At 71.9% G+C, this 25,690-nt stretch carries 20 protein-coding genes and 1 CRISPR repeat array (1 of these 21 cut by a window edge); of the genes, 12 read left to right on the top strand and 8 right to left on the bottom strand.

Annotation, left to right across the window (positions count from 1 at the left end; all coding sequences use genetic code 11):
• A CRISPR array of direct repeats spans nt 1–3,301; the repeat unit is 29 nt; unit sequence CTGCTCCCCGCGCACGCGGGGATGGACCC; it reaches 574 nt to the left of the window's first position.
• Between the two features lie 298 nt (nt 3,302–3,599).
• On the bottom strand, nt 3,600–4,244 hold the full coding sequence (locus D458_RS36355; protein ID WP_152521122.1) for a hypothetical protein: 645 nt from the start codon (nt 4,242–4,244) through the stop codon (nt 3,600–3,602).
• A 211-nt stretch (nt 4,245–4,455) separates the two neighbouring features.
• Nucleotides 4,456–5,208: a potassium channel family protein gene (locus D458_RS0112400; RefSeq protein ID WP_026119234.1), complete on the bottom strand. Its 753-nt coding sequence runs from the start codon at nt 5,206–5,208 to the stop codon at nt 4,456–4,458.
• Between the two features lie 389 nt (nt 5,209–5,597).
• Here D458_RS0112400 and D458_RS0112395 point away from each other — a divergent pair, with 389 nt between their 5' ends.
• Both D458_RS0112395 and D458_RS0112390 read left to right on the top strand, forming a co-directional pair.
• Nucleotides 5,598–6,434 (top strand): endo alpha-1,4 polygalactosaminidase, encoded by an 837-nt coding sequence (locus D458_RS0112395; RefSeq protein ID WP_026119233.1) that lies wholly within the window; start codon nt 5,598–5,600, stop codon nt 6,432–6,434.
• Between the two features lie 95 nt (nt 6,435–6,529).
• A complete protein-coding gene (locus D458_RS0112390; RefSeq protein WP_017587071.1) occupies nt 6,530–6,991 on the top strand; it encodes a PPOX class F420-dependent oxidoreductase in 462 nt (153 codons plus the stop codon).
• Here the strand turns inward: D458_RS0112390 and D458_RS0112385 are convergent, their stop codons facing one another.
• From D458_RS0112385 to D458_RS33430, 3 genes are read right to left on the bottom strand one after another with little or no spacing between them, the layout of a single operon-like run.
• Nucleotides 6,992–7,300, bottom strand: a complete 309-nt coding sequence (locus D458_RS0112385; protein ID WP_017587070.1) for a DUF6506 family protein — start codon at nt 7,298–7,300, stop codon at nt 6,992–6,994.
• A 57-nt stretch (nt 7,301–7,357) separates the two neighbouring features.
• A complete protein-coding gene (locus D458_RS0112380; protein WP_017587069.1) occupies nt 7,358–8,857 on the bottom strand; it encodes a pyridoxal phosphate-dependent decarboxylase family protein in 1,500 nt (499 codons plus the stop codon).
• Entirely contained in the window at nt 8,847–10,223 is a 1,377-nt protein-coding gene (locus D458_RS33430) for an MFS transporter (protein ID WP_017587068.1), read from the bottom strand. The genes D458_RS0112380 and D458_RS33430 overlap by 11 nt, the downstream gene beginning before the upstream one ends.
• A gap of 322 nt (nt 10,224–10,545) precedes the next feature.
• Here D458_RS33430 and D458_RS36965 point away from each other — a divergent pair, with 322 nt between their 5' ends.
• The 7 genes from D458_RS36965 to D458_RS0112345 all read left to right on the top strand — a co-directional run bounded on the left by D458_RS36965 (nt 10,546) and on the right by D458_RS0112345 (nt 17,765).
• Nucleotides 10,546–10,716, top strand: coding sequence for a hypothetical protein (locus D458_RS36965; protein WP_017587067.1), 171 nt, complete (start codon nt 10,546–10,548; stop codon nt 10,714–10,716).
• A 268-nt stretch (nt 10,717–10,984) separates the two neighbouring features.
• Nucleotides 10,985–11,632: a VOC family protein gene (locus D458_RS0112365; RefSeq protein WP_017587066.1), complete on the top strand. Its 648-nt coding sequence runs from the start codon at nt 10,985–10,987 to the stop codon at nt 11,630–11,632.
• Between the two features lie 149 nt (nt 11,633–11,781).
• Nucleotides 11,782–13,608 (top strand): PQQ-binding-like beta-propeller repeat protein, encoded by a 1,827-nt coding sequence (locus D458_RS0112360; protein ID WP_017587065.1) that lies wholly within the window; start codon nt 11,782–11,784, stop codon nt 13,606–13,608.
• Between the two features lie 243 nt (nt 13,609–13,851).
• Nucleotides 13,852–15,027, top strand: a complete 1,176-nt coding sequence (locus tag D458_RS0112355) for an SDR family NAD(P)-dependent oxidoreductase (RefSeq protein ID WP_017587064.1) — start codon at nt 13,852–13,854, stop codon at nt 15,025–15,027.
• Nucleotides 15,028–15,114: 87 nt separating this feature from the next.
• The gene (locus D458_RS0112350) at nt 15,115–16,077 is read left to right on the top strand and encodes a TIGR03557 family F420-dependent LLM class oxidoreductase (protein ID WP_017587063.1); all 963 of its coding nucleotides are present in this window, start codon (nt 15,115–15,117) and stop codon (nt 16,075–16,077) included.
• A 146-nt stretch (nt 16,078–16,223) separates the two neighbouring features.
• Entirely contained in the window at nt 16,224–16,409 is a 186-nt protein-coding gene (locus tag D458_RS35475) for a hypothetical protein (RefSeq protein WP_083936293.1), read from the top strand.
• 234 nt (nt 16,410–16,643) lie between these two features.
• Nucleotides 16,644–17,765, top strand: a complete 1,122-nt coding sequence (locus tag D458_RS0112345) for a glycoside hydrolase family 5 protein (protein WP_017587062.1) — start codon at nt 16,644–16,646, stop codon at nt 17,763–17,765.
• Between the two features lie 96 nt (nt 17,766–17,861).
• Here D458_RS0112345 and D458_RS0112340 read toward each other — a convergent pair whose 3' ends face one another.
• Both D458_RS0112340 and D458_RS0112335 read right to left on the bottom strand, forming a co-directional pair.
• A complete protein-coding gene (locus tag D458_RS0112340; protein ID WP_017587061.1) occupies nt 17,862–20,360 on the bottom strand; it encodes an ATP-dependent Clp protease ATP-binding subunit in 2,499 nt (832 codons plus the stop codon).
• Between the two features lie 175 nt (nt 20,361–20,535).
• Nucleotides 20,536–21,483 (bottom strand): aldo/keto reductase, encoded by a 948-nt coding sequence (locus D458_RS0112335; RefSeq protein WP_017587060.1) that lies wholly within the window; start codon nt 21,481–21,483, stop codon nt 20,536–20,538.
• A 170-nt stretch (nt 21,484–21,653) separates the two neighbouring features.
• On the opposite strand from D458_RS0112335, the gene D458_RS0112330 reads away from it, so the two are divergent.
• Nucleotides 21,654–22,058 carry a DnaJ family domain-containing protein gene (locus D458_RS0112330; protein ID WP_017587059.1) on the top strand — a complete coding sequence of 135 codons (405 nt, stop codon included), beginning with the start codon at nt 21,654–21,656 and terminating at the stop codon, nt 22,056–22,058.
• 109 nt (nt 22,059–22,167) lie between these two features.
• Here the strand turns inward: D458_RS0112330 and xylB are convergent, their stop codons facing one another.
• Nucleotides 22,168–23,559: a xylulokinase gene (xylB, locus tag D458_RS0112325; protein ID WP_026119232.1), complete on the bottom strand. Its 1,392-nt coding sequence runs from the start codon at nt 23,557–23,559 to the stop codon at nt 22,168–22,170.
• A gap of 225 nt (nt 23,560–23,784) precedes the next feature.
• On the opposite strand from xylB, the gene D458_RS0112320 reads away from it, so the two are divergent.
• A complete protein-coding gene (locus D458_RS0112320; RefSeq protein ID WP_017587057.1) occupies nt 23,785–24,519 on the top strand; it encodes a FadR/GntR family transcriptional regulator in 735 nt (244 codons plus the stop codon).
• On the top strand, nt 24,516–25,661 hold the full coding sequence (gene dgoD / locus D458_RS0112315; RefSeq protein WP_017587056.1) for a galactonate dehydratase: 1,146 nt from the start codon (nt 24,516–24,518) through the stop codon (nt 25,659–25,661). The genes D458_RS0112320 and dgoD overlap by 4 nt, the downstream gene beginning before the upstream one ends.
• Nucleotides 25,662–25,690: the final 29 nt, after the last annotated feature.

Below are 25,690 nucleotides of genomic sequence, written 5' to 3'. Positions count from 1 at the left end.
ACCCCTCGCCTACGACTTCACCGTCCTTGACCGCAACTGCTCCCCGCGCACGCGGGGATGGACCCATCCGCCCGGCATAGGGGTTGATGACGTTGGACTGCTCCCCGCGCACGCGGGGATGGACCCCTTGGCCGTTTTCGACCGGTCGGTCTGACCTGCTGCTCCCCGCGCACGCGGGGATGGACCCCATCGCTTGTACTTCGCGAAGCTTCGCGAAGACTGCTCCCCGCGCACGCGGGGATGGACCCACGGCCGAGAAGGACCGGCACGGCATGACACCCTGCTCCCCGCGCACGCGGGGATGGACCCGCCTACATCTGGCAGGCCGCCCTCATCTCCGGCTGCTCCCCGCGCACGCGGGGATGGACCCTCGACGGCCAGGACCTCGGTGCCGAGCAGGCACTGCTCCCCGCGCACGCGGGGATGGACCTCGCGGGGACGGCCGCTGTCCTAGCCGCCCTCGCTGCTCCCCGCGCACGCGGGGATGGACCCCGACGCGCCGTCCAACTCCGGCATAGGGGCCTCTGCTCCCCGCGCACGCGGGGATGGACCCCGCGTAAATCACCCGCGTCCCCCTGCACTGCTCTGCTCCCCGCGCACGCGGGGATGGACCCGAGGTTGTCCGCGTGCTGGATCACCAACCACTCTGCTCCCCGCGCACGCGGGGATGGACCCAGAGCAACCGAGCGGGCCGAGTCATCACACAGCTGCTCCCCGCGCACGCGGGGATGGACCCCGGGCGTCGGCGTAGACGTAGAACTCGTCTTCCTGCTCCCCGCGCACGCGGGGATGGACCCCGGGCCACACACCGGTCTCCATGCAGCGCTTGCTGCTCCCCGCGCACGCGGGGATGGACCCCTGCGGGACGCCCTGCTGGTCCTGGACGGCCGCTGCTCCCCGCGCACGCGGGGATGGACCCCGCTCAGCGCTGAGAGTCCCCAGCTTGCGGGCACTGCTCCCCGCGCACGCGGGGATGGACCCTCCCAGGCGATCTCTCCACCGGGGGTGGTGGTCTGCTCCCCGCGCACGCGGGGATGGACCCAAGCCCAAAAGCAGCAGCGAGAAGAGCAGCAGCTGCTCCCCGCGCACGCGGGGATGGACCCGGGTCTCTGAGCCAGCCGTGGGTGGACGTCTGCTGCTCCCCGCGCACGCGGGGATGGACCCGTGTACCTGGTCGTGGGGCTGGTGGCGGCTGCCTGCTCCCCGCGCACGCGGGGATGGACCCTCGGCGAAAAGCACCGTATCCAACGTAGTCAACTGCTCCCCGCGCACGCGGGGATGGACCCGTGGGCGAGTTGGTCGCGACGTTGGATGTCGACTGCTCCCCGCGCACGCGGGGATGGACCCCGGACCGGTGGGAGCTGATCCGGGACCGGTTGCTGCTCCCCGCGCACGCGGGGATGGACCCAGTCCCGGAACCTGGCCCGGGACGCCCGTGTGCTGCTCCCCGCGCACGCGGGGATGGACCCCCGAACGGCGCGTGCACGTGCCGTTGGCCGGCCTGCTCCCCGCGCACGCGGGGATGGACCCAGGCCCGGCTCGACGGGTGGCGCGCCCCGAACCTGCTCCCCGCGCACGCGGGGATGGACCCAGGCCCGGCTCGACGGGTGGCGCGCCCCGAACCTGCTCCCCGCGCACGCGGGGATGGACCCGTCGCCCGGGTCCGGTCTTCGGGAGATCGTCACTGCTCCCCGCGCACGCGGGGATGGACCCGGGATGGCAGGCCAGTACGCCGACAGGAACGCCTGCTCCCCGCGCACGCGGGGATGGACCCCGGGCTGAGGAAGTCTCGGCCGCGCTGGTCCGCTGCTCCCCGCGCACGCGGGGATGGACCCCCGGAGGCGGGCCCCGACGCTGCACGCGGAGTCTGCTCCCCGCGCACGCGGGGATGGACCCGCACCCGAAGCAGCCAGTCCTGGACGGTGGCCCTGCTCCCCGCGCACGCGGGGATGGACCCGAGGCGCGGGCGCAGGCCCGCAAGGACTCCCACTGCTCCCCGCGCACGCGGGGATGGACCCCTCACAGACACGCTGGTCGGTGACGTAGGCGACTGCTCCCCGCGCACGCGGGGATGGACCCGCGCTCCTCGCGTCTCTGCGGGCGGCCGGGTACCTGCTCCCCGCGCACGCGGGGACGGACCCTACCCGCAGGTCGCCATGTGGCTCGCCGAGCACTGCTCCCCGCGCACGCGGGGATGGACCCACCAGCCGGTAGCTGGCGACCTCGTGATCCTCCTGCTCCCCGCGCACGCGGGGATGGACCCACCACCCATGGCGGGCCGGGGCACCGGGTCACCTGCTCCCCGCGCACGCGGGGATGGACCCTGCTGAAACGCCGTGTCCGCGCGGGTGATGTCCTGCTCCCCGCGCACGCGGGGATGGACCCAGCGCCATGGGAGCGAAGGCGGCCGCGATGATCTGCTCCCCGCGCACGCGGGGATGGACCCCTCGACGCCGAGTGCAGCGGCTTCCCTTTCGTCTGCTCCCCGCGCACGCGGGGATGGACCCCACCAGTGGCTCCAGGCGGTGAACCCCAGCGCCTGCTCCCCGCGCACGCGGGGATGGACCCCAGCAATTGACCGACTCCCCCGGAGGACTCATCTGCTCCCCGCGCACGCGGGGTTGGACCCTCACGGCCGCCGTCCTGCCACCGCTTGAGGGCCTGCTCCCCGCGCACGCGGGGTTGGACCCGGTCTCGGCCTGGACGACCTGGCCGCCGTGGTCTGCTCCCCGCGCACGCGGGGTTGGACCCAGGCAGAGGGGATCTCGGGTCGTGATCTGCGGCTGCTCCCCGCGCACGCGGGGTTGGACCCACGGAACCGGTCTGGGACGCGTTCGTGTTCCGCTGCTCCCCGCGCACGCGGGGTTGGACCCGCCTATGTCCCGTGTGGACCAGGGTAAACGGGCTGCTCCCCGCGCACGCGGGGTTGGACCCAGCTGGCGCCGCTGGGCGCCCCTGTCCACGGACTGCTCCCCGCGCACGCGGGGTTGGACCCCGCACGTCCACGCTCCGGCCGGACTGGTCGGACTGCTCCCCGCGCACGCGGGGTTGGACCCCGGACGTCCACCTCCTGGGGCAAGGGCCCGACCTGCTCCCCGCGCACGCGGGGTTGGACCCGCCACGACGAAGCCATCCGCCCCACCCGACACCTGACTCCCCGCGCACGCGGGGATGGACCCAGGCCACCGAACACTTCCAGGCCGAGCGCACCCTGTTCCCCGCGCACGCGGGGATGGACCCGGCCGAATCAAGAGCGACGAGGAAAGCCCCGACTACTCCCCGCGCACGCGGGGATGGACCGGATCCCTGCCCGAGGCGAGGCTGGTCGGGCTGCCTCTTCCCCGGCCGTTCCCTGCACCCCCGCAGCCTCGCTCGCAGGCTCACCGCGTTGGGTATCGAGGTTCGGTCGGCGCGTAACAGTGCTCTGCTGGATTACGTACGCCAGCTCCCACCCACGGTGATCGGCCAACTACTCGGATTCTCCCCAACAACGATGGAGCGATGGGCGACGCTGTCCGGGGGTAAGTGGGCACGCTACAGCCCTTCCCTTCCCGCCCCCTTGGCCCACCGTTCTCCATCCTGAAGCAGGTTCATGCTCGTCAGTAGGTCACGGTGAGCGGTTCGGGCTCCCCCTGATGGATCTCCCAAGAGTCTCGGGTCATCTCGATGATCAGACCGGATCCGGTCGGGTCTGCCTCGGGTACCCCAGCTAGGTATCCCGGCATGACCGCCTGTTCGCCCGGCTGCCATGCCAGCGAGACATACGACTCCATGTCGGGCTGGTCGGTGCATGTGGTGCCCGCTTTGGGCGCCCACCGCACCGGGCCTGCCTCTCCAACCGCCTCGACCTTCATGTGTCGGGGGGTGTACACCCGAATCGGCTCCCCGTCGGGCCCGGTCTCCTCAACGGTCAGCGCCGCGTGAGCGGTCTCGTGGGTGTGCACCAAGGTCATGGTGAACGGCACGATGACCTCGTCCTCGAATGTGGCCAGATCACACCCGAACACTCCCGGCGCCAGAGGTTCACCCATCTCAACCCGCACCTCATAGTCGAGAGCATTGGGCCCACTTCCGAAAGCCGAGTAGACCACGCCGACTTGCTGAGAGGCCGACGGTGGTCCCGCCTCTTCAGGTTCAGTCACTACTTCTGGCTCGGCCACGTCTTCGGCCTCCGAAGCAGAACATCCGACCACGCTGACTACGACAAGCGATCCCACGACCCACTGCCACACCAAGTTCCTCATGGCGACACAACGTAGCGGAGGTGGTCGCTCTCAGTTCATAGAGGTAACCAGATCTGCGAGCATTGGCGTACTTTGAAAAAGAACCTCCACCACTATGCTCCCCGCGCACGCGGGGATGGACCCGAGGTAGACGCGATCATCCGCGCCGCCGAGCACTGCTCCCCGCGCACGCGGGGATGGTCTTCCGTCAGCGGTGATGTACGCGGTCGGGCTATTCAGCCCTCGGGGCACTGCCGCTGCGCGGGGCGGCGCCTTCACCCTCGTCTTCCGTTTGGCCGGGCTCCGGAGCGGCCTGCGCTTCTGCGTCGGCGCTCTCACTCAGGTTCGCGTTCCTGATGAACCAGGAGGCCACGGCTGCCGTGAGCACCCCCACGAGGGCGATGCCGATGACCATCAGGCCCACCGCCACCAGTCTGCCCTCGAACGTGACGGGGTAGTAGTCGCCGTAACCGACCGTCGTCACCGTCACCACGGCCCACCACAGGGCGTCCCCGAACTCGGTGATGTTGGCCCCGGGCGCGTTCTGTTCCGCGTCCAGCACGGTGATGGCGCTCACGAAGACGGTCAGTGCCGAGGTGATGGCCACGTAGAGGGAGATGCGTCCGGCCAGTGCCCCGGCCATCGAACGGTTCAGCATGCGGATGAGGGCGAGCATGCGCAGCAGCCGGAGCGTACGGAACATGGGGAGGAGCACCAGCACGACGTCGTACCACCGGCGTAGCGCGTAGAGGGGGCGGTTCTCGGCCAGCCAGAGCCGGATCCCGAAGTCGACCGCGAACGCGGCCCACACCGTCCACGACAGGATCTGCAGACGGGTCTCCATGCTGTGTCCCATGTCCGATTCGATGACCGGCCAGGCGTAGGCGACCAGGAACGCGCTCGCGAGGAGCAGCATGGGCACCTCCAGGCGTCGTTCCCAACGGGCGACGCGCTCCCCGTGCTCGGATTCTTCGGGCGTTGCCATGAGCGGGCGGGCTCCAATCCTCAGTGCGGCCACAGGGCCCGGGTGACGCCATTTCCTGGTGTGAGGGGTGAACAGGGTGACTTCGGCCTGCGGTGATACGTACTGGTCAAAGGTTTTTACAGGTCACGGGCACTCTACGGAACCCGGTGAGCCGAACTGTCACCGGCTCGTGCCGGAACAGGAACAGCCGGTTCCGGTGGGCCTTCCGGGTCGCGGCTCCGATGGTTCGGCGTCGCCCGCCGACCGGCTCCCGCGGTCGCCCTCCGTGGCACGGGGACGCCCGGGTGGTGCTTGACTGGGCTCCGGTGCGGTGGCCGGGGCGCGTCGCGGGCCCGGTTCTCCTCCGTGCCGCGGAATCTGTCCTGTCGCCGGGAAACTGGGAGGCCGTCGTGGGTCCTCGAACCGTAGGTCTCGCCGGGGGCGCGCTCGTGTTGGCCGCGCTTCTCGCCGGCTGCGCGGTCGGCACGACAGCCACCGGGGACCCGGAGGGGCTTCTGCCCGAGGGCGGGTTCGACTACCAGTTGGGCGCTTCGTATCCGCCGCCGGAGGGGGTCACCACCGTGGTGCGGGACTCGTCCGCCGAGCCCGAGCCGGGGACCTACTCGGTCTGTTACGTCAATGGGTTCCAGACCCAGCCCGGGGAGCTCGAACGCTGGCTGGACGAGGCCCCTGGCCTGCTGCTGCGGGACGAAGCGGGGGAGTTGGTCGAGGACCCCGGGTGGCCCGGTGAAATGCTGCTCGACACCTCCACGCGGGAGGGGCGGGAGCGGATCGCCGAGGTTCTCACCGCAACCCTCGACCGGTGCGCCGACGCGGGGTTCGACGCGGTGGAGTTCGACAACCTCGACTCCCACCTGCGCTCCGGTGGGTTGCTGAGCATCGACGACAACCTGGATCTGGCCGAGGAACTCGTCGCCTCGGCCCATGACCGGGGGCTGGCCGCCGCCCAGAAGAACGCGGCGGAGGAGGCTGAACGCGGCAGGGACGGGGCCGGGTTCGATTTCGCCGTCACCGAGTCCTGCGCGGCCTGGGCGGAGTGCGACCTGTACACCGAGGCCTACGGCGCTGGGAACGTGCTGGCCGTGGAGTACCCGGAGGACCTGGAGGGCGCCGGTCTCACCTTCGACGAGGTGTGCGCCGACGCCTCCGTGCCGGACGGGGTCGTCCTGCGGGACCTCGAACTGGTGGCCCCCGACGACCCCGGATACGTGTACGACACGTGTTGACGCGGCTCGGCCGCGCCCGGGGCGAGTGGCTTCCTCGGCGGCCCGGGTCTGGATAGCCTGGCGCCGCAGCGAAACCTCTTCTGGGAAGCGGACACATGGCACCGAACATCGCCACCAACACCGAGGTCGACCTCGAGGGACTCCTGGAGTTCGCGCGGCCCCGGCACAAGGCGCTCCTTCTGACCAGGCGGGCCGACGGTTCCCCGCAGGCCTCGCCGGTCACCTGCGGCGTCGACACCCGGGGCCGGATCGTGGTCTCCACCTACCCCGAGCGGGCCAAGGCGCGCAACGCCCGCAAGGACGCGCGGGTCAGCGTCGTCATCCTCTCCGAGGACTTCGACGGGCCCTGGGTGCAGGTGGACGGCTCCGCGGAGGTCATCGACGGCGAGGACGCGGTCGAGCCCCTGGTGGAGTACTTCCGGGTGATCGCGGGCGAGCACCCGGACTGGGACGAGTACCGCGAGGCGATGCGCCGCCAGGGCAAGGCCCTGGTGCGCGTCACCCCCGAGAGGTGGGGGCCGGTCGCCACGGGAGGGTTCCCCGCGGACCGGGTCTGATCAGGACGACGCCGCCTCACTGTAGGCCGCCGCTGCCCGGACCGACTCCGCGGAGAAGACCACGTGTCCGATCGCGACGTGGGCGGGTGCCGCCGCGCGCACCGCGGCGGCGGCCTCCAGGCTGAAACCTCCGCACAGCTCGATGAGGGCGGCCCCCTCCTCGGCCAGGCCGGCGGCGATCCCGGGCGCGGCAGCGGAGTCCGCGACCGGGACCAGGATCGTCCGCTGTCCGGCGCGGTCGATCTCGGTCCGGTCGGCCACGGGGTCGGTGTCGGGGTGCTCGTACAGGTAGGCCCAGGTGACGCTCATGTGTTCCCCTCTCGGGCTGGTGGTGCCGCAAGAGTAGGAACTCGACCGGGGTTCAGGTCAACCTGTGGCGTGCGGGGAGTTGAGGGCGGACAGGAAGCGCACGAGCAGGGCCTCGCGGGTCGCGGGGGCCAGGCCGTCGAGGACCGTGTTGACCACGGACATCCCCGAACCCGCGGGGCCGCCGAGCTCCACACCCACGGATCCCAGCAGTTCCACGAAGGTCCGGTCGTCGAGGGCGGACAGGTCCAGGCCCTCGATCACCTCGGCCAGGCCTTCGGGGACGTCGGGGCGGATGCCCTCCGCTTCCTCTGCGGCCTTCGCCAGCACGTCCAGGAGCGCGTCCACACCGGCGAGGGACACGCCGGTCAGGGTCAGGTGCAGGTTAGGCGGGATGCCCGCGTACGACAGCTGCGGTTGGAGGAACCAGCCGTGCGCGGCCACCTTGTCGGCGAGGACGAAGACGTCCAGGTCGTCGGTGGCGGAGGCCAGCGCCACCAGGGGAGCGTCCGGTTCACCCAGGACCCGCAGCTGAGGGATGTGCCGGACACCCTCGCGCAGGCGCCGGGAGGCGGCCATCGCGTCGGCGGCGAGCTCCCGGTAACCGGACGCGCCGAGGGCCATCAGGGTCGCCCAGGCCCCGGCCAGGGGACCGGCGCCCTTGCTGCTCTGCACGGTCGAGTTGATGACGGTGTACCCGGGCCAGTCCGCGCTCGCGTAGTACGCGCCGCGGCGCAGCTCCTCGTCGGCGAACAGCACCACGGAGGCGCCCTTGGGCGCGTACCCGTACTTGTGCAGGTCGCAGGAGATGGACGTGACCCCGGGGACGGACAGGTCGAACGGCGGCACCCCCTCCAGCCAGGGCAGCACCCAGCCACCGACACAGGCGTCCACGTGGCAGAGCACCCCGTGTTCGGCGGCCAGCGCCGCGATCTCCTCGACCGGGTCCATCACCCCGTGCGGGTACGACGGCGCCGAGGCCACCACCAGGACGGTGTCCGGGCCGATCGCCTCGGCCACGGCCGAGGGTTCGGCGCGCAGTGTCCGGGGGTGCACGGGCACGCTCACCGTGTCCAGGCCGAGGTAGTGCGCGGCCTTGTGGAAGGCGGGGTGCGCGGTCACGGGGAGGACGATCCGTCCGCGCCCGGAGCCGGGGGCCGTTGCCGCCGGCCCTCGGGTGTCCCGGGCGGCCTTGACGGCGAGCATGATCGACTCGGTCCCGCCGCTGGTGAAGATCCCGGGGGTCGACGCGTCCCCGCCCAGCGCACCGGCGACCGCCCCCACCACCTGCCGCTCCAGAGCGACGGTGCTGGGGAAGGCGGTCGGGTCCAGCCCGTTGACCTCCAGCATCTCCATGTAGGCGCGGTGCCCGGCCTCGCGGACCTCGGGCCGGCCCGGATCGTAGACGTAGGCGGCCACCTTGCCCTCGCGGACGGGGAGGTCGCCCTCCTTGAGCCGGGAGAGCTCGGCGAGCAGGTCGTCGGTGGACCGGCCCGCCTCGGGGAGCCCGCCGCTCGGCGGAACGGGGTTCGGCGGGCCCGGGTTCGGCTCAGGCGACATGGTGGTTCTCCTCCTCTGTGGCGGCCCCGGGCCGCGGGTTCACCCGGCGGCGGAAGGCCAGCAGGAACGGCAGGCTCAGCAGGAACAACACCGCCGGGAGCAGGGTGAACCCGGCGGACATCCCGGTCAGGGCGCCGGCCGGCTGGGTCACCGCGGTCTCGGCGTCCGAGGCGCGGAAGGCGACCGCGGTCAGCACCACGGAGAACACCCCCGGCCCCAGGGCCATCGCGGTGGTCTCCGCGGACGACCACAGCCCGGTGAACGTGGCGGGCTGGGCCTGGCCGCTGCGTTCGGCGTCGTCGCGCACGGTCTCGGGCAGCAGGGACAGCGGCAGCAGCTGCAGCGCGGTGTAGAAGACCCCCACCATGCCGGTCACCGCCAGCACGAGCGGTACGGACTCGGTGTCGACCACGGGGAACAGGACCACGGCGGTGGCGGCCATGCCGATCGTGGCGATCAGGAAGCACCGCACCGTGCCGAACCTCCGTGCGGCCGCGGCCCAGGCCGGGACCGCGATCAGGCTGGGGCCGACCATGCACACGAACATCACCGAGGTGAGCGCGTAGTCGTCCAGCCGGTAGGCGGCGATGTAGGGGGCGCCCGCGAGCATCACGGCGATGCCCAGTGACTGGACCGAGAAGGTCAGGGCCAGCAGGAAGAAGACCCGGTTGCCGCGTGCGGCGCGGAAGGCCGCGCGCAGCCCGAGCGGGTCGGGCCCCGGTCTGCTGGGGATCCAGCGGGTGCTCAGGGTGGCCCCGCCCATGGCCAGGAGCAGGACCGCGCCGATGGTCGCACCCATGAGCAGGTGTCCGGTGCGTCCGTCGCCGCCCGCCTCGACCACAGCGGGGGCGAGCCCGCCCGCGGCGAGGATGCCCAGGGTCAGGCAGACCACCCGCCAGGACATGGCGCGCGAACGCTGGTCCCGCAGGGGCGAGATCTCGGCGGGCAGCGCGATGTAGGGCACCTGGAACAGGGAGAAGGCGGTGGTGGCCAGGACGAACGCCAGCAGCACCCACAGCGCGGAGGCGGCCGGTTCAGCGGTGGGGGCCGCGAACATCGCGGCGAACAGCGCGGGCAGCAGGAGCGCCCCGGCGAACATCAGCCGTGAACGCCCTCCGGTGCGCACCGCCTCGCGGTCACTGGCGGCGCCGATGACGGGGCTGATCACCACGTCCCAGAACTTGGGCAGGACCAGCACGAGCCCGGCGAGCCAGGCGACCACCCCGAGGACGTCGGTGAGGTAGTAGAGGAGCAGCAGGCCGGGCAGGGCGGAGAAGACACCCGTGCCGACCGAACCCACGCCGAAGCCGAGGAGGCGCGGCCGGCTCAGCGGCGCGCTCGGCGGCGTACCGGGCGGCGCGTTCACCGCGGGTCCCCGGGGTGAAGGAAGGGCGGCCGACGGACGAGCGGTCGGCAGGAGGGCGGGAGGGTCCGCCGGGGGCAGGGGGCGCCGTGGCTGCGCACCGGGGTGCGGACGGCTGACTGGGGGGTCGTCACCCGGTGAACGCTACTCCCGGGTACACGGACGTATCAACCGTTGTTCCCGGCGGCCGTCCGCCGCTGTCAGGGCGTCTGTCCGGACCGAACGGGAATCCTGCCGGGCTCCGGGCGCCATGGCGTGTGGCCGCGGGTGCCCCCGGGTAGGGGAGGAACTCCGGAATCAGCTGTCTACTAGGGGGAGACCGCAGATGAGTGTCCCGGAAGAGTCCAGGCCCAAGACGCACGACACCGACCAGGTCGTACAGGAAGACCACAGCGACGATCCCCGCAAGCCGGACACGCGGCGGGAGATGGAAGCCGAGCTCCAGGACAGCATGGACGAGGAGTCCGTCAGCCGCGAGGATTTCAAGGAGAGCTGACGTGTGAGGGCGCCGGGGGCCGTGACGGCCTCCGGCGCACCCGTTCCCGGGCCGGTGCCGGTCCGGGGTGCCCCGGCAGGCCGCCTCCCGGTACAGGCCCTCTCCCGGGACCGGGTGCGGAACCGCGGGCCGGAGCGGCCCGGTGCCCCTGGCGGCTTTCCTTCGGGGAAGCGGTCCTGTGAGTCCTCGGCACGGAGGCCGCTGTTCCTGAGCAGAGCGCCCGGGAACAGTGAGAGGCTCGGGAACCGATCGACAAGGAGAGGGTTCGATGAGTTTCCCGAGCACGCTCGACCACCTGGTGTACGCCGTACCCGACCTCGAGGCCGGTGCGGCCGCCTTCGCCGAACGCACCGGGGTGGCTCCCGTACGGGGCGGCGCGCACCCGGTGGGCTCGGCCAACTTCCTGGTGGCGCTGACCGTGGGCGGCCGACGCGCGCCCTACTACCTGGAGATCGTCGGCCCCGACCCCGACCGGGAGGACCCGGGCCCGGTGCGGGTGTTCGGCCTCGCCGACCTGGACCGGCCCCGCCTGGCGACCTTCGCGGTGCGGGTCGAGGACGACCTCTCCACCGTCGTCGAGCGGGCCCGGGCGGTGGGCCACGACCCCGGCGACGTCGACCCGTGGTCCCGGACCACCCCCGACGGCACCGTGTTGCGCTGGCTGCTGGCCAAACGCGAACCGGACGTCTACCCGGCGCCGGTCCCGTTCCTCATCGACTGGGGCCGGACGCCGCAGCCCGGCCTGGGCGACCTGCCCGCGCTCGAACTCCTCGCCGTGCGCGCCGAGCACCCCGACCCCGACTCCCTGGCCCCGGCCCTGGCAGCGCTCGGTGTGGACCTGGACCTGCGCAAGGGCCCCGAACCGCTGCTGGAGGCCGACCTGCGCGGCCCCGGGGGTGAGTTCGTCCTGCGCTGACCGACGGGCCCGAGCCCTCGCCCTCTTGAACCCCGCACCCTCCGAGCCCCCCACCCGCAGTGAACCCCGTACCCGCGGTGAACTCCGGCCCGACACACCTCTAGGATGCGGCGCGACAACAGGGGCGCGACAGGACAAGAGGTGCGGGTGTGGGCGGGCGGCTCGGAGGGGTGTTCGGTTGGGCCGGGCTGGCCGTGCTGGTCGGCGGCGGGGTCCTGGCGCTGGAACCGCTGGCGGGGCTCAGCTCGCACAGTCCCCGTTCCACGGAACTCACCTGGCCGCTGGGCGCGGCCGTGCTGATCGCCCTGCTGACCGTGTTCGCCCTGCTGCTGAGTGCGGCCAACCCCGAGGCCCGTCCCGAGGAGCGCCCCCAACGCGGGCAGTTCCTGTTCCGGGTGTGCGTGGCCGCTGTGGGACTGTTCCTGGCCTGGATCGTCCTTCCCACCCGGCACCTGGACTCCGAGGCCCGGCATGCTGCCGGCGGAGCCCCTCCCGCAGCGGCCGTGGAGCTGTCGGTCGCGGTCTGCCTGGTCGCCCTGGGCCTGGTCCTCCTGCTCGGTGCTTCCTCGGCTCTGCAGATCAGACGGTGGCCGGGAGCGCTGCTCGGAGTGGGTGCCGGGGCACTCGTGGTGGTGCTGGTCATGGCCCTGACCCCGGCTCTGTCCCGGCTGCTGCTGGTCGAGCACACCGTGACGAACGCGGGCCGTGAACCCGCGCCGGTGCCCGCCGACGTCACCCGGGTGGGATGGATCTGGCAGCCCGAGCACCCGGTCGTCGACATGGGGCGCGGGCCGCAGGGGCCGATCGTGCGCTATGAGGACGGGTTCGTCGGCCTGGACGGGGAGACCGGAGAGGAGCTCTGGAGCTACCGGCTGCCGTACGCCCGCAACGGTGAGACCGGGTTCTTCGCCGGTGACGAGGGATACGTCCACCTCTTCCACCAGGCACGGCCTGACGAGGACCAGACCCTGGTCGTGTTGGACGCCGCCACCGGCGAGGTCGTGCGGGACGCCGTCATGCCCGGCCTCGGAGAGGACGGGCCCGAGCATGGCAGCCACCTGACCCCGGAGGGGCGCTTCTTTCTCGAACACGGCACCGGCGGGGCCGTGGTGACCGCCTACGCCACCGACTCCACCGAACGGCTGTGGGAGTTCCCGCTGGAGGATTCCCCGGAGGGGCGGGTCTGCCTCACAGCCGGTGGTGATGGGATCCGCGGACACGGCGACCGGTTGCTGGTGGCCCGCATCTGTCTGGACGAGGGCCACATCTCCGACGGGGAGCCGGCTTTCGGAGCCGGTGACAGCGACGTTCCCGACGACGCCCTGGAAACACTGATCGTGCTGGACACCGCCACCGGCGAGGAGCTGTGGCGGCAGGAGTGGGCGCCGAGGCAGCCGATGACGGTCAACGCCCCCGGGGTCCGGCAGGGGAGGGAGTGGCTGGGTTGCGAAGCCGTGGTCGTGACAGGGCACGGACTCCACGGCCTGGAGACCGGGGAACCGGTGGAGGCTCGTGGAGAGGGGGCCGAGGACGCCGCGTCGCGGTCGGGCGAGGTCCTCGCAGCCGACACCGGTGGAACCGTGGTCCTCAGGGACGCTGACGAAGAGGAACGGACCGCGCTCGTGCTGGAGACCGATGCCGGCGGCGAGGTCACCAGGGAGACCGGGGTCGCGGCGCCCGGGTCCTACTTCCAACTGAGTGGGGCCCTCCCGCTCGCCGAGGCCCTGGTCTCCACCCGTGCGGTGCGCCACCTGACTGCTGAGGCCAGGAGCGAACGTGCCCTGCTGGTCGTGCCTCTGGGAGGTGAGGCCGAAGAGGAGGACCTCCGGTGGATCCGGTTCGACGGTGAGGAGGTCCCGGAGGCCGACGGTGTCGAACACCGTGTCCTCGCCGTACCGGGTGCCGTCGTCTCCTATGTCCACGCTCCCGACAACACCGCCGACCGACCCCACGCCGTCCACGGGCTGGTTCCCTGACCTGGTCGGGGCCCGCTCCAGGGCTCGCTCCGGAATGCCGGCCCGGGCCTTCGTGACACCGGGGCCATTCCAACACCGACACCCGGGTTTCCCCATCTCTTCCCAGTTGCTGTTTTCGGCCGATCCGTGCCGGGTACCGGAGCACCCACATCCCCCAGCCGCTCGCATCCGACGAACAGGGGAGCACATGCAGCAGGTCCAGCGCACACCCTCGGCCCGCACCGCCGCGGAACGGGGTGACCGGTGATCAGCTGGAAGGCGCCGCTCGCACTGGCCGGGGCCCGCTGGGCGTGGTCCCGCGCCCGCCGCAGGTACGGGTCCGCGCCGACACCCGAACCCGCTCGCGGACGCAACCTCGAACTCCTCGCCTGGGGCGCGGCCGGAGCCGTCATCGGCGTCGGCGCCTCCGCACTGTCCGAACGCCGCCGCTCGGGGCTCATGTCCGGCAAGGTCGTGTTGATCACCGGTGGCTCCCGCGGGCTCGGCCTCCAGCTGGCCCGCGAGTTCGGGGCCTCGGGTGCCTCCGTGGTCATCTGCGCCCGCGGGCAGGAGAACCTGGACCGGGCGGTCGCCGAACTCACCGGCCGCGGCGTGGACGCCCACGGCGTGGTCTGCGACGTCACCGACCCGGAGCAGGTGGAGACGCTGCTCGACGAGGCCGAACAGCGCTTCGGCCGTCTCGACGTGCTGGTCAACTCCGCAGGGACCATGCTGGTCGGTCCGCAGGATGCACTCACCGACGAGCACTTCCGGCAGGCCATGGACATCATGTTCTGGGGCCCCTTCCACCTGTCCCGGGCCGCCGTCGACCGGCTGCGCGCCACCCGGGGGAGCATCGTCAACATCACCTCGATCGGCGCCTACCTGTCGGTGCCGCACATGCTGCCCTACTCCACGGCCAAACACGCCTGGGCGGCGCTGTCCGAGGGCATGGCCGCCGAGACCGCGGGCACCGGGGTGCGCGTCACCACCGTCGTGCCCGGGCTGATGCGCACCGGCTCGCACCGGGGCGTGCTCTTCCGGGGCGACCCCGAACGCGAGTACGCGTGGTTCGCGCTGGCCGCCGGGCTGCCGCTGCTCAGTGTGAGCGTCGAACGCGCCGCCCGCCACATCGTGCACGCCACGGCCAGACGCAAGGGGTTCCTCGTGATCACCCCGACCGCCCGGCTCGGCCTGGTCGCACGCGGAATCGCGCCGGGGCTCACCCAGGAGGCGATGCGGCTGGTCGGGTGGCTGTTGCCGGACACCCCGGGGCAGGTGGAGGAACGCCTCGGCTCGGAGGCGGGTGACAGCAGGCTGGGCCGTGTGGTCAACACCGTCGCCGTCCTCAACGAACGGGCGGGCCGTCAGATGAACCAGCGCTCGCGCGCCGAGGAACAACGCGAGGACCGGCGCACCGGGGAACGGAGCTCCGAGTGACCCGGTGACCCGCGCATCGGACAGGCCCGTGCACCGAACGGCCCAGGCGCCGCGCACCGCGCGCCACGGCAGAGAGGATTCGGGGGAATGACGCGTTTCGGATACTTCCTCGCCAGCGAGGAGCACGGTCCGCGGGAACTGGTCCGCCAGGCCCGTGCGGCGGAGGAGGCCTCCTTCGACGCCCTGTGGATCTCCGACCACTACCACCCCTGGCTGGGCGCCCAGGGAGAGGCGTCGTTCGTGTGGTCGGTGGTCGGGGCGATCGGGCAGGTCACCTCCCTGCCCGTCACCACCGCGGTGACCTGCCCGACCACGCGGATCCATCCGGCGATCATCGCCCAGGCCGCCGCCACCGCCGCGATCATGACCAACGGCGGCTTCACCCTCGGGGTGGGCACCGGGGAGGCGCTCAACGAACACATCCTCGGCGACGCCTGGCCGCCCGCGGCACGGCGCATCGCGCAGCTGGAGGAAGCCGTCGAGGTGATGCGCAAGCTCTGGGGCGGCAAGCTGGTCAGCCACCGGGGCGAGTTCTTCACGGTCGACACCGCGCGCCTGTACACGCTGCCCGAGGAACCGCCGCAGGTGTACATGTCGGCCTTCGGGCCCAAGGCCACCGAGTTGGCCGCGCGCGCGACCGACGGTCTCATCCAGGTGGCGCCCAGCACCGAGACCATCGAGAACTTCCGCGCCTGGGGAGGCGAGGGCAAACCGGTTCAGGGCGGTCTGAAGGTCTGCTGGGCCGCCACCGAGGAGGAAGCGGTGCGGACGGCGCACGAGCGCTGGCCCACCGACGCGCTGCCGGGGGAGTCCGTGCAGCTGCTGCCGCTGCCGCGCCACTTCGAGCAGCTCACCGGCTCCCTGATTACCCCGGACATGGTGGCGGAGGAGATCACCTGCGGACCGGACCCGCAGACCCACGTCGACGCGATCACGCCCTACCTGGAGGCGGGTGTGGACGAGGTGTACGTCTGCCAGGTCGGTGACGACCAGGACGGTTTCTTCGAGTTCTACGCCACCGAGGTCCTGCCCCGGCTCCGCAAGCTCTAGCGCCGGACAGGTCGCCCGGCCGGAACGGGGAACCCGGAACCAACACGGAACTTAGGTCGACCGGAAAGGACACGTACTCCCACCGAGGGGCGAGTTGCCGATCAACCCCTTCAGCAGGGACACAGCGCCGAGAGGAGGAAGCCCTCATGAGCGTACGCAGCACGTCGGGCCGGACGCTGCGCCAGCCCGACCCGATGCCGCCGGATCCGTTCCCGCCGGCACCGATGCCGCCCGATCCGATTCCGCCGGAGCCGAGCCCGGTCCCCGAACCGCCGGAGCCCGTCCCGCACCCCGAACCGCCGGGGCCCAAGCCCCAGCCCGAGCCCGCCTGAACCGGGGCGCCCGGTTCAGGGCGTCCGAGTCAGGGGCCGACGGGGAACCTGTCCTGGGGCACACCGGTACGGCTGTGCCCCACGGGGAGGTTCGGGAACGTGTGATCACCTTGGGTAGCCGCCCTTGACGTTTGAGCAACCGGAACCTAGCTTCTTCAGGAAACACTCCTTCCGGATCAGGGCCGCGCGAACCCCTTCGCGCAGGCCGGTCCGCACCCCGCTGGAGGTTCCTCCTTGGCGCACCACCGCACCACCCCCGCCCCCGACCCCACCCCCGGTTCCTCCTTCGCCCCCGCCCGCGGAAGACTCCTGCGCACCCTCGGCCCCGCCGTTGTGGGAGCGCTCCTCCTGGGAGCCGCCCTGTTCACCGGTGAGCCCGCCGACCGCGGCGAAGCCGTCCCCGTCTCCGACGAGACCGCTCTGAGCGCCGTCGACGCACACGGGCAGCTCCAGGTGTGCGGGCTCAAACTCTGCGACGAGAACGGCCAGCCGGTCCAACTCACCGGGATGAGTTCGCACGGCCTCCAGTGGTTCGACGACTGCCTCACCGACGCCTCGCTCGACGCCCTCGCCGGTGACTGGAACGCCGACGTCCTCCGGGTGTCCATGTACATCCAGGAGGGCGGCTACGAGACCGACCCGCGCGGCTTCACCGACCGGGTGCACGAGCTCGTCGAGGAGGGCACCCGGCGCGGCCTCTACGTGATCGTGGACTGGCACATGCTCACGCCCGGCGACCCGAACCACAACACCGATCTCGCCCTGGACTTCTTCGCGGAGATGGCCGCCGCGCACTCCGACAAGGACAACGTCCTCTACGAGATCGCCAACGAGCCCAACGGGGTCTCCTGGGACGCCGTCAAGGGGTACTCCGAACAGGTCATCCCGGTGATCCGCGAGCAGGACCCCGAGGCGGTCGTGCTGGTCGGCACCCGCGCCTGGTCCTCGCTGGGGGTGTCCGAGGGCTCGGACCACTCCGAGATCGTCGCCGACCCGGTCGACGCCGACAACATCATGTACGTGTACCACTTCTACGCGGCCTCGCACGGCGGTCCCCACTTCGACGTCTTCCGCCAGGCGGCCCAGGAGCTGCCCCTGTTCGTGACCGAGTTCGGCACCCAGGAGCACACCGGTGACGGGCCCGACGACTTCGCCTCGGCCCAGGCCTACCTCGACTTCATGGCCGAGGAACAGATCAGCTGGGTGAACTGGAACTTCTCGGACGACTTCCGCTCCGGGGCGGTCTTCGAGCCGGGCACCTGCGCCGCCGGCGGCCCCTTCGGGGGGACCGGAGCGCTCAAGCCCGCGGGGGAGTGGATCCGCGAGCAGATCCGCACCAGCGGCACCGGCGCCTGACAGCGATGCCTGACACCGGCGCCTGAGATCGGCGCCTGACACACACGGGGGCGCCGGAGGAAGAACCTCCGGCGCCCCTCGGCGTTTTCCCAGGCCCTAGAAGGACGGCACCGTGGCGATGGTGAGCTGGTCGTCCCCGTCGGCGTCCACCACCACGTGGTCACCGGCGACCACCTGCCGGTCGAGCACCATCCTCGACAGCCGGTTGCCCACGTTGCGCTGGATGGTCCTGGCCAGCGGGCGGGCGCCGAACTCGGGCTGGTAGCCGCGCTGCGACAGCCACTTGACCGCCTCGTCGGTGAACCGCACCTGGATGTCCTGGGCCCGCAGGCGCTCCTCGGTCCGCGCCAGCATCAGGCGGGTGATCTGGCCGATCTCCTTCTCGTCCAACTGGTCGAAGACGATGACCTCGTCGATGCGGTTGATGAATTCGGGGCGGAACTCCTCCTTCAACCGGCGCATGACACGGCGCTCGGTGTCGGGGTCCATCTGCCCGTCGGCGCTGAAGCCCATCGGGCCGCCGCCGGTGATCACCTCCGAGCCCAGGTTGCTCGTCATGATGACCACCGTGTTCCGGAAGTCCACGGTGCGGCCCTGGCCGTCGGTGAGCCGACCGTCGTCCAACAACTGCAACAGCAGGTTGAACACGTCCGGGTGGGCCTTCTCGACCTCGTCGAGCAGCAGCACCGAGTACGGGTGCCGCCGCACCGCTTCGGTGAGCTGACCGGCCTCCTCGTAGCCCACGAAACCGGGGGGAGCCCCGGTCAGGCGGCTCGTGGTGTGCCGTTCCTGGAACTCGCTCATGTCGATCCGGACCATGGCGTCCTCGGAACCGAACAGCGCCGCCGCGAGCGCCCGGGCCAGCTCCGTCTTGCCCACACCGGTGGGCCCCAGGAACAGGAAACTGCCCACCGGCCGGTCCGGGTCGCCCAGCCCGGCACGGTTGCGGCGGATCGCCTCGGAGACGGCGGTGACCGCCTCGTCCTGGCCGATCACCCGGGCGTGCAGCACCTCCTCCAGGTTGACCAGCCGCTCCCTCTCCTCCTGGGTCAGCTGGGTCACCGGGATACCGGTGCTGCGCGAGACCACCTCGGCGATGTCGGCCGGGCCCACCTCGGGCACCGCCGAACCGGTGCCGCGTGCCTGGTGCATGCTGCCCTTGGCCGCGTTGATCTCGTCGCGCAGCGCGGAGGCCTTCTCGTAGTCCTCCTCCTGGACGGCCTTCTCCTTGCGCTCCTCCAGGTCCTTGAGCTTCTTCTCCAGATCGCGCAGGGTCGTGCTGGAGGTCTTCAACCGCAGCCGCACCCGGGCCCCGGCCTGGTCGACGAGGTCGATGGCCTTGTCCGGCAGGAAGCGGTCGGTGACGTAGCGGTCGGAGAGCTCGGCCGCGGCGACCAGGCTCTCGTCGCTGAACCGCACCTGGTGGTGGGCCTCGTAGCGGTCCCGCAGGCCGCGCAGGATGTCGACGGTGTCCTCCACCGACGGCTCGGGCACCTGGATCGGCTGGAACCGGCGCTCCAGGGCGGCGTCCTTCTCGATGTTCTTGCGGTACTCGTCGACGGTGGTCGCGCCGACGATGTGCAGCTCACCGCGGGCCAGCGCGGGTTTGAGCATGTTCCCGGCGCTGGTCGACCCCTCGGACGCACCGGCCCCGACCAGGGTGTGGATCTCGTCGATGAAGATGAGCAGCTGGTCCGACTGCGCGCGGATCTCGTCCACGATCGCGTTGAGCCGCTCCTCGAAGTCGCCCCGGTACCGGGTGCCCGCCACGATGCCGGACAGGTCCAGCTGGACCAGGCGCCGTCCGCGCAGGGTCTCGGGGACGTCGTCGTCGAAGATGCGCTGGGCGATGCCCTCCACGATCGCGGTCTTGCCCACACCCGGGTCACCGATGAGCACCGGGTTGTTCTTGCGCCGCCGGGCCAGCACCTCGATGCACTGTTCGACCTCGTCCTCGCGGCCGACCACCGGGTCCAGGCGGCCCTCGCGGGCGAGCGCGGTCATGTCGGTGCCGAACTCGTCCAGCTGCGGTGTGTTGGACGGTGCCGTCTCGGTCTGCTCCGCGGCGGGCACCGGCCCGGCCGCCTTCTGGAGGGACTGAGGGGTGACCCCGGAGTCGCGCAGCAGCTGGCCGACCGGGGCGTCGGGGTTGACCGCCAGCGCGAACAGCAGGTGTTCGGGTGTGATGCTGGCGCTTCCGGTCGCGCGGGCGATCTGGAGGGAGTCGAGGAAGGTGCGTTTGGCCGCGGGCGTGAGCCGGGCCGCGCCGCCGCGCACCGCGCGCGGCGCCTGGGCGACGGCCTGGCCGACCACGTTCTCCAGGGTCGGCAGATCGGCGTCGGTGCGGTCCAGGAGTTCGCGGATGGGCGGGTAGCGCAGCAGCGACCACAGCAGGTGGACCGAGTCGACGTCGGTCCCGCCGCTCTCCAGGGTGCGCCGGACGGCGGCGTCGGCCACGGTGCGCGCTTCGGGGCTCATCAGCTTGGAGAGGTCCACCCGGCGGACGGGCCCGCGTGATCCGCCGAGGAACCGCGCCAGGAACTCGTCGAAGGACCCGGGGTCGCCGCCCGGGCCGTCAGGAAAGTCGGTGCTCATGTCGTGTCGTCCTCCGTGATGGTGATGGACAGGCGCAAAGGCCCATCGGAGTCGCAGGATCACCCTATGTGAATGCGCCTGAAGCAGGCGGTACCACCCGCCCCGGCGCCGGTGGCGCGGGGGCGCGGGCCCGGCGGGGGACGGTCCCCGCCGGATCCTCACCGGTGCACGGGGTTCAGGCGGAGGCCTCGTCGAGGAGAGCGGTCTCCTCGGCGGTCAGGCGCAGGTGGTTCAGGGCCAGCAGACCCGCCAGCTGCTCCGTGTCACGGGCGCTGGAGAGCACCGAGGTCACGCCGGGGCGCTCGACCAGCCAGGCCAGGGCGACCGTGGACACCGCCGCGGAGCGCTCGGCCGCGATCGTGTCCAGGGCCGCCAGAACCCGTTCCCCGCGCGGCTCGTCCAGGTAGGCGCGGGCCTTGCCGGAGCGGGGGCTGTGGTCGTTGTCGGCCCCCGGCCGGTACTTGCCGGTCAGGAAGCCGCGGGCCAGCCCGAAGTAGGGCAGCAGAGCCAGGCCCTCCGCCTGGGCCAGCGGCACCAGGTCGTGCTCGATGCCGCGCTCGACCAGGTTGTACTGGGGCTGTACGCACACCGGGCGGTGCCAGCCGTTCTCGTCGCAGGCCGCCAGCCACTCGCGGATGCGGTCCGGGCTGTGGTTGGACAGGCCCACGTACCGGACCTTTCCCTCGTCGACCAGCGAGGAGAAGGCCTCGGCGCTCTCGGCGACCGGGGTGTCGGGGTCGTCGAAGTGGGCGTAGTAGAGGTCGACGGTCTCCAGGCCGAGCCGTCCCAGGGAGGCCTCGGCGGCCGCCTTGACGTTCTTGGCGGACAGCCCTCGGAAGTCCGGGTGCTGGCTGACCTTCGTGGCGATCACCATGTCGCCGTGGCCGCGCTGGGCCAGCCAGCCGCCGATGACCCGTTCGGACTCCCCGCCGGTGTGCCCCTCGGCCCAGGCCGAGTAGGAGTCGGCGGTGTCGACGAAGTTGCCGCCGGAGTCGCGGAAGGCGTCCAGGATCGCGAAGGACGTGGTCTCGTCCGCGGTCCACCCGAAGACGTTGCCGCCCAGGTTCAACGGGGAGACACGCAGGTCGGAGGTGCCCAACCGGCGCAGAGAGGTGTCGTTCATAGTCACCGTTCCGTGTACTCCCGCAGGGGGAGGAAAGTGGTTCGGCCCCCACGCTAGAACACCCTGGTTCAGGGGGCCACGCGGGCTTTCGCGGGGAGTGTCGCATGATGGAAGCAGGCCCTGAACCCGTCCGCGTACGCTCCGCGGCCGGACCTCGAGGAGGCGGTTCGATGACAGAACGCAAACCCACCGGGATGGACTTCGAGTCCTGGATCGACACCCAGGTCAGGCAGGCCCGCGAGCGGGGGGAGTTCGACGACCTCCCCGGTGCGGGCAAGCCGATCCCGGACATCGACCGGCCCTACGACGAGAACTGGTGGATCAAGAGGAAGCTCAGGAGCGAGAACGTGTCGATGCTCCCGCCCACCCTCAGGCTCCGCAAGGAAGCCGAGGACACCGTGGCGGAGGCCCGCACCGCCGGCACCGAGAAGCGGGTGCGGGACCTCCTCGAGGGCCTCAACAAGAAGATCCGCGAGATGAACGCGAGCGTCGTCCCCGGGCCGCCGCTCAACCTCATGCCCTACGACGTCGACGAGTTTCTCCGTGACAAGTGGCAGGGCGGCGCACAGCCCTGACCCCGGGGTTCCTCACGGGGAACCTTCCGGACGGGCTGCCCCTGCTCCCGCCAGCCACCGGACCCCTGCCCCGCCAGCCACCGGACCCGCGCCCCGGCAGGGCTCCGGGTCAGACACCGTGGGCGGCGCGGCGCTGCTCGGCGTAGCGTTCACGGATCCGGAGTCCGACGTCGGAGGTGTGGGCCGACTCCTCCTCCGGGGCGCCCAGCGTCCAGGTGGGCGGCTCGGAGGTTCCGGCGAGGGTCCAGGCGGCCTGGCGGGCGGCGCCGATGGCCACGTACTCGGCGGCGGGCGGAACCACGGTGGGCGTGCCCAGGACCAGTGGGGCCACGGCGCGCACGGCGGCCGAGCGGGCACCGCCGCCGACGAGCAGGACGCGTTCGACCGGGACCCCGTTCCCGGTCAGGGCGGCCAGACCGTCGGCCAGTCCGCACAGCATGCCCTCCACGGCCGCGCGGGCCACGTTCTCCGGGCGCATGTTGTCGCGGCGCAGGCCGTGCAGGGAGCCTGAGGCGTGCGGTAGCTCCGGGGTGCGCTCGCCGTCGAGGTAGGGCAGCAGGACGAGCCCGTCCGCGCCGGGGTCGGCGGTCATGGCGAGTGTGTCCAGCCCGGCCAGCCCGGTGCCGAGCATGGAGGCGGTGGCGCTGAGCACGCGCGCCGCGTTCAGGGTGCACACGAGCGGGAGGAAGCGGCCGGTGGCGTCGGCGAAGCCGGAGATGGTCCCGGTGGGGTCGTGTGTGGCCCGGTCGTGCGCGGCGAACACGGTGCCGCTGGTGCCGAGGGAGACGACGGCGTCGCCGGGGCGCAGGCCCAGGCCGAGCGCCGCCCCCATGTTGTCGCCGGTTCCGGGGGCGATCACGGCACCTTCGGGGGTGTGGCCCACGGGTTCCGAGGGTGCGGCCACGCGCGGCAGGTCGAGTTCGCGACCGAAGGCCCTGACCATCAGGTCGGGGCGGTAGGAGCCTTCGGCGGGCGACCAGTAGCCGGTGCCGGAGGCGTCGCCCCGGTCGGTGGTGGGTTCGGCGCGGGTGCCGCCCAGCCGCCAGGTCAGCCAGTCGTGGGGGAGCATGACCCCGCGTGCGCGGGCGGCGTTGCCGGGTTCGTGTTCGGCGAGCCAGCGGAGCTTGCTGACGGTCAGGCTGGCCACGGGCACGTTGCCCACGGCGTCGGCCCAGGCCTTGGGGCCGCCGAGTTCGGCGACGAGGTCGTGCGCGGCCCCGGCGGAGCGGGCGTCGTTCCACAGCAGGGCGGGGCGGATGACCTCGCCGTCCTCGTCGACCACGACCATGCCGTGCTGCTGGCCGGCGACGGACACGGCCGAGACGTCGTCGAGCAGGCCGGAGGAGGCCGTGGTCAGCGCCGTCCACCAGTGTGCGGGGTCGGTCTCGGTGCCGTCGGGGTGTGGCGCGCGGCCTTCGCGCACCACCTTTCCGGTGGTGGCGTCACAGACCACGATCTTGCAGGACTGGGTGGAACTGTCGATTCCGGCGACCAATGCCATGTCTGCTCCGTGGGGTCGGGGGCGAAGCTGTCGTCGCGTCGCGGGTGGGCCGGTGACGCCAGTCACAACCTAAGTGATCGGGTGGTCCGCACACGAGGGCAGGTGGCGTCGGAATCAAGCCTGCCCAGGGATGAAATCATTAATTAGTATTTATTATTGACGTTACCCAGGTCTCACTGACATGCTCGCGTCGAGTCCTGGAGGGCATCCGGAACGGAGGAACCGATGGCGGCCTACTCGGGGCGCGGTGTGCACGGCCAGACGGTCGGACTGCTGGGGAAGCGCGTCCTCTCCGGTCGGTTCGGCGAGGGCGAGACCATCGACCTCGCCGCGCTCAGCGAGGAACTCGACCTGAGCCTGACCGCGATCCGTGAGGCGATCAAGGTGCTGGCGGCCAAGGGCCTGGTGGGATCCCGGCAGAAGAAGGGCACGTTCGTGCGCCCCCGCGCCGACTGGAACCTGCTCGACCCGGACGTGGTGGGCTGGCAGATCGCGGCGGGGGCCGGGCAGGACTTCTTCCGCGATCTGGCCGAGCTGCGCGGCGCCCTCGAACCGGTCGCGGCCCGGCTGGCCGCCGCTCGCCGAACCGACCAGGACGTGGCCGACCTGCGCGCGGCGCTGGCCGCCATCGCCGCCGCCCGCGGGGGGACACCCGAGGAGGAGGCCGAGGCCGACCTGCGCTGGCACCGCGCCCTGCTCGCGGCCACCCACAACGAGCTGTTCACCCGCACGGACGTCTTCTTCGCCGCCGGCCTGTCCGAACGGGACCGGCTCGTGCACAGCGGCGACCACGGCGACCCGGTTCCCAGCCACGGCGCGGTCACCGACGCGGTGGCCGCCGCCGATCCGCGGGCGGCCGAGGAGGCCATGAGCGCGCTGCTGCGGCAGGCCGAGGAGGACCTCCTCCGCGCCATCGGGGCCGGTGGCGCGGCACACGACGAGCTGGAAGAGCCGAAATGAAGATCTCCCGCATCGAGACGTTCCTGGTCCCCCCGCGGTGGCTGTTCTGCCGCGTGGAGACCGACGAGGGCGTGGTCGGCTGGGGCGAACCGGTCGTCGAGGGCCGGGCGGAGACCGTGCGCGCCGCGGTCGACGAGCTCTCCGACCTGCTGCTGGGCGAGGACCCCGGCGCGATCGAGTACCACTGGCAGCGCCTCACCAAAGCCGCCTTCTACCGGGGCGGCCCGGTGCTCTCCAGCGCCGTGGCCGGACTCGACCAGGCGCTGTGGGACATCGCGGGCAAGCGCCTCGGCGTCCCCGTGCACCAGCTCCTGGGCGGCCCGGTGCGCGACAGGGTCCGCGTGTACGGGTGGGTCGGGGGCGACGACCCCTCCGAGCTGGCCGAGGCGGTGGCCGCTCGGGTGGAGGCGGGTCTGACCGCGGTGAAGATGAACGGCTCCGGTGTGATGGGGCGATCGGCCACGGCGCGCGAGATCGACGCGGTGGTGGACCGGCTGGCCGGGGTACGCGAGGTGCTGGGCCCGGACCGGGACGTGGCGGTGGACTTCCACGGCAGGTTCAACGCCGCCACCGCCCGCAGGGTCCTGCCGCTCCTGGAACCGCTGCGCCCCATGTTCGTGGAGGAACCCCTGCTGCCCGAGTACGGCCACCTGCTGGAGAGCGTGGTCCGGGCCAGCCCGGTCCCGATCGCCACCGGGGAGCGCCTGTACTCCCGGACCGACTTCCTGCCCGCCCTCCAGGCCGGGATCGCGGTCGCCCAGCCGGACCTCTCCCACGCGGGAGGGATCTCCGAGGTGCGCCGTATCGCGGCCCTCGCCGAGACCTACGACGTCCTGCTCGCGCCGCACTGCCCGCTCGGGCCCATCGCGCTGGCCGCCAGTCTGCAGGTCGCCTTCGCCACCCCCAACTTCCTCATCCAGGAACAGAGCATCGGGATCCACTACAACAAGGACGCCGAACTGCTCGACTACGTCCGCGACCCGGCGGTGTTCGCCTTCCCGGACGGCCACATCCGCCCCGCTCGGGCCCCGGGGCTCGGCGTGGACATCGACGAGGCGGCGGTACGCAGAGCCGATCGGGTGGGCCACCGCTGGCGTCCGCCGGTGTGGAGCCACGCCGACGGATCGTTCGCCGAGTGGTAGCCGCCGAAGACCCGCGGACGACGCGGGAA

The organism is Nocardiopsis ganjiahuensis DSM 45031 (genome assembly GCF_000341085.1).
Classification (GTDB): Bacteria; Actinomycetota; Actinomycetes; order Streptosporangiales; family Streptosporangiaceae; genus Nocardiopsis; species Nocardiopsis ganjiahuensis.
This window is presented reverse-complemented; position numbering and strand designations above follow the sequence as displayed.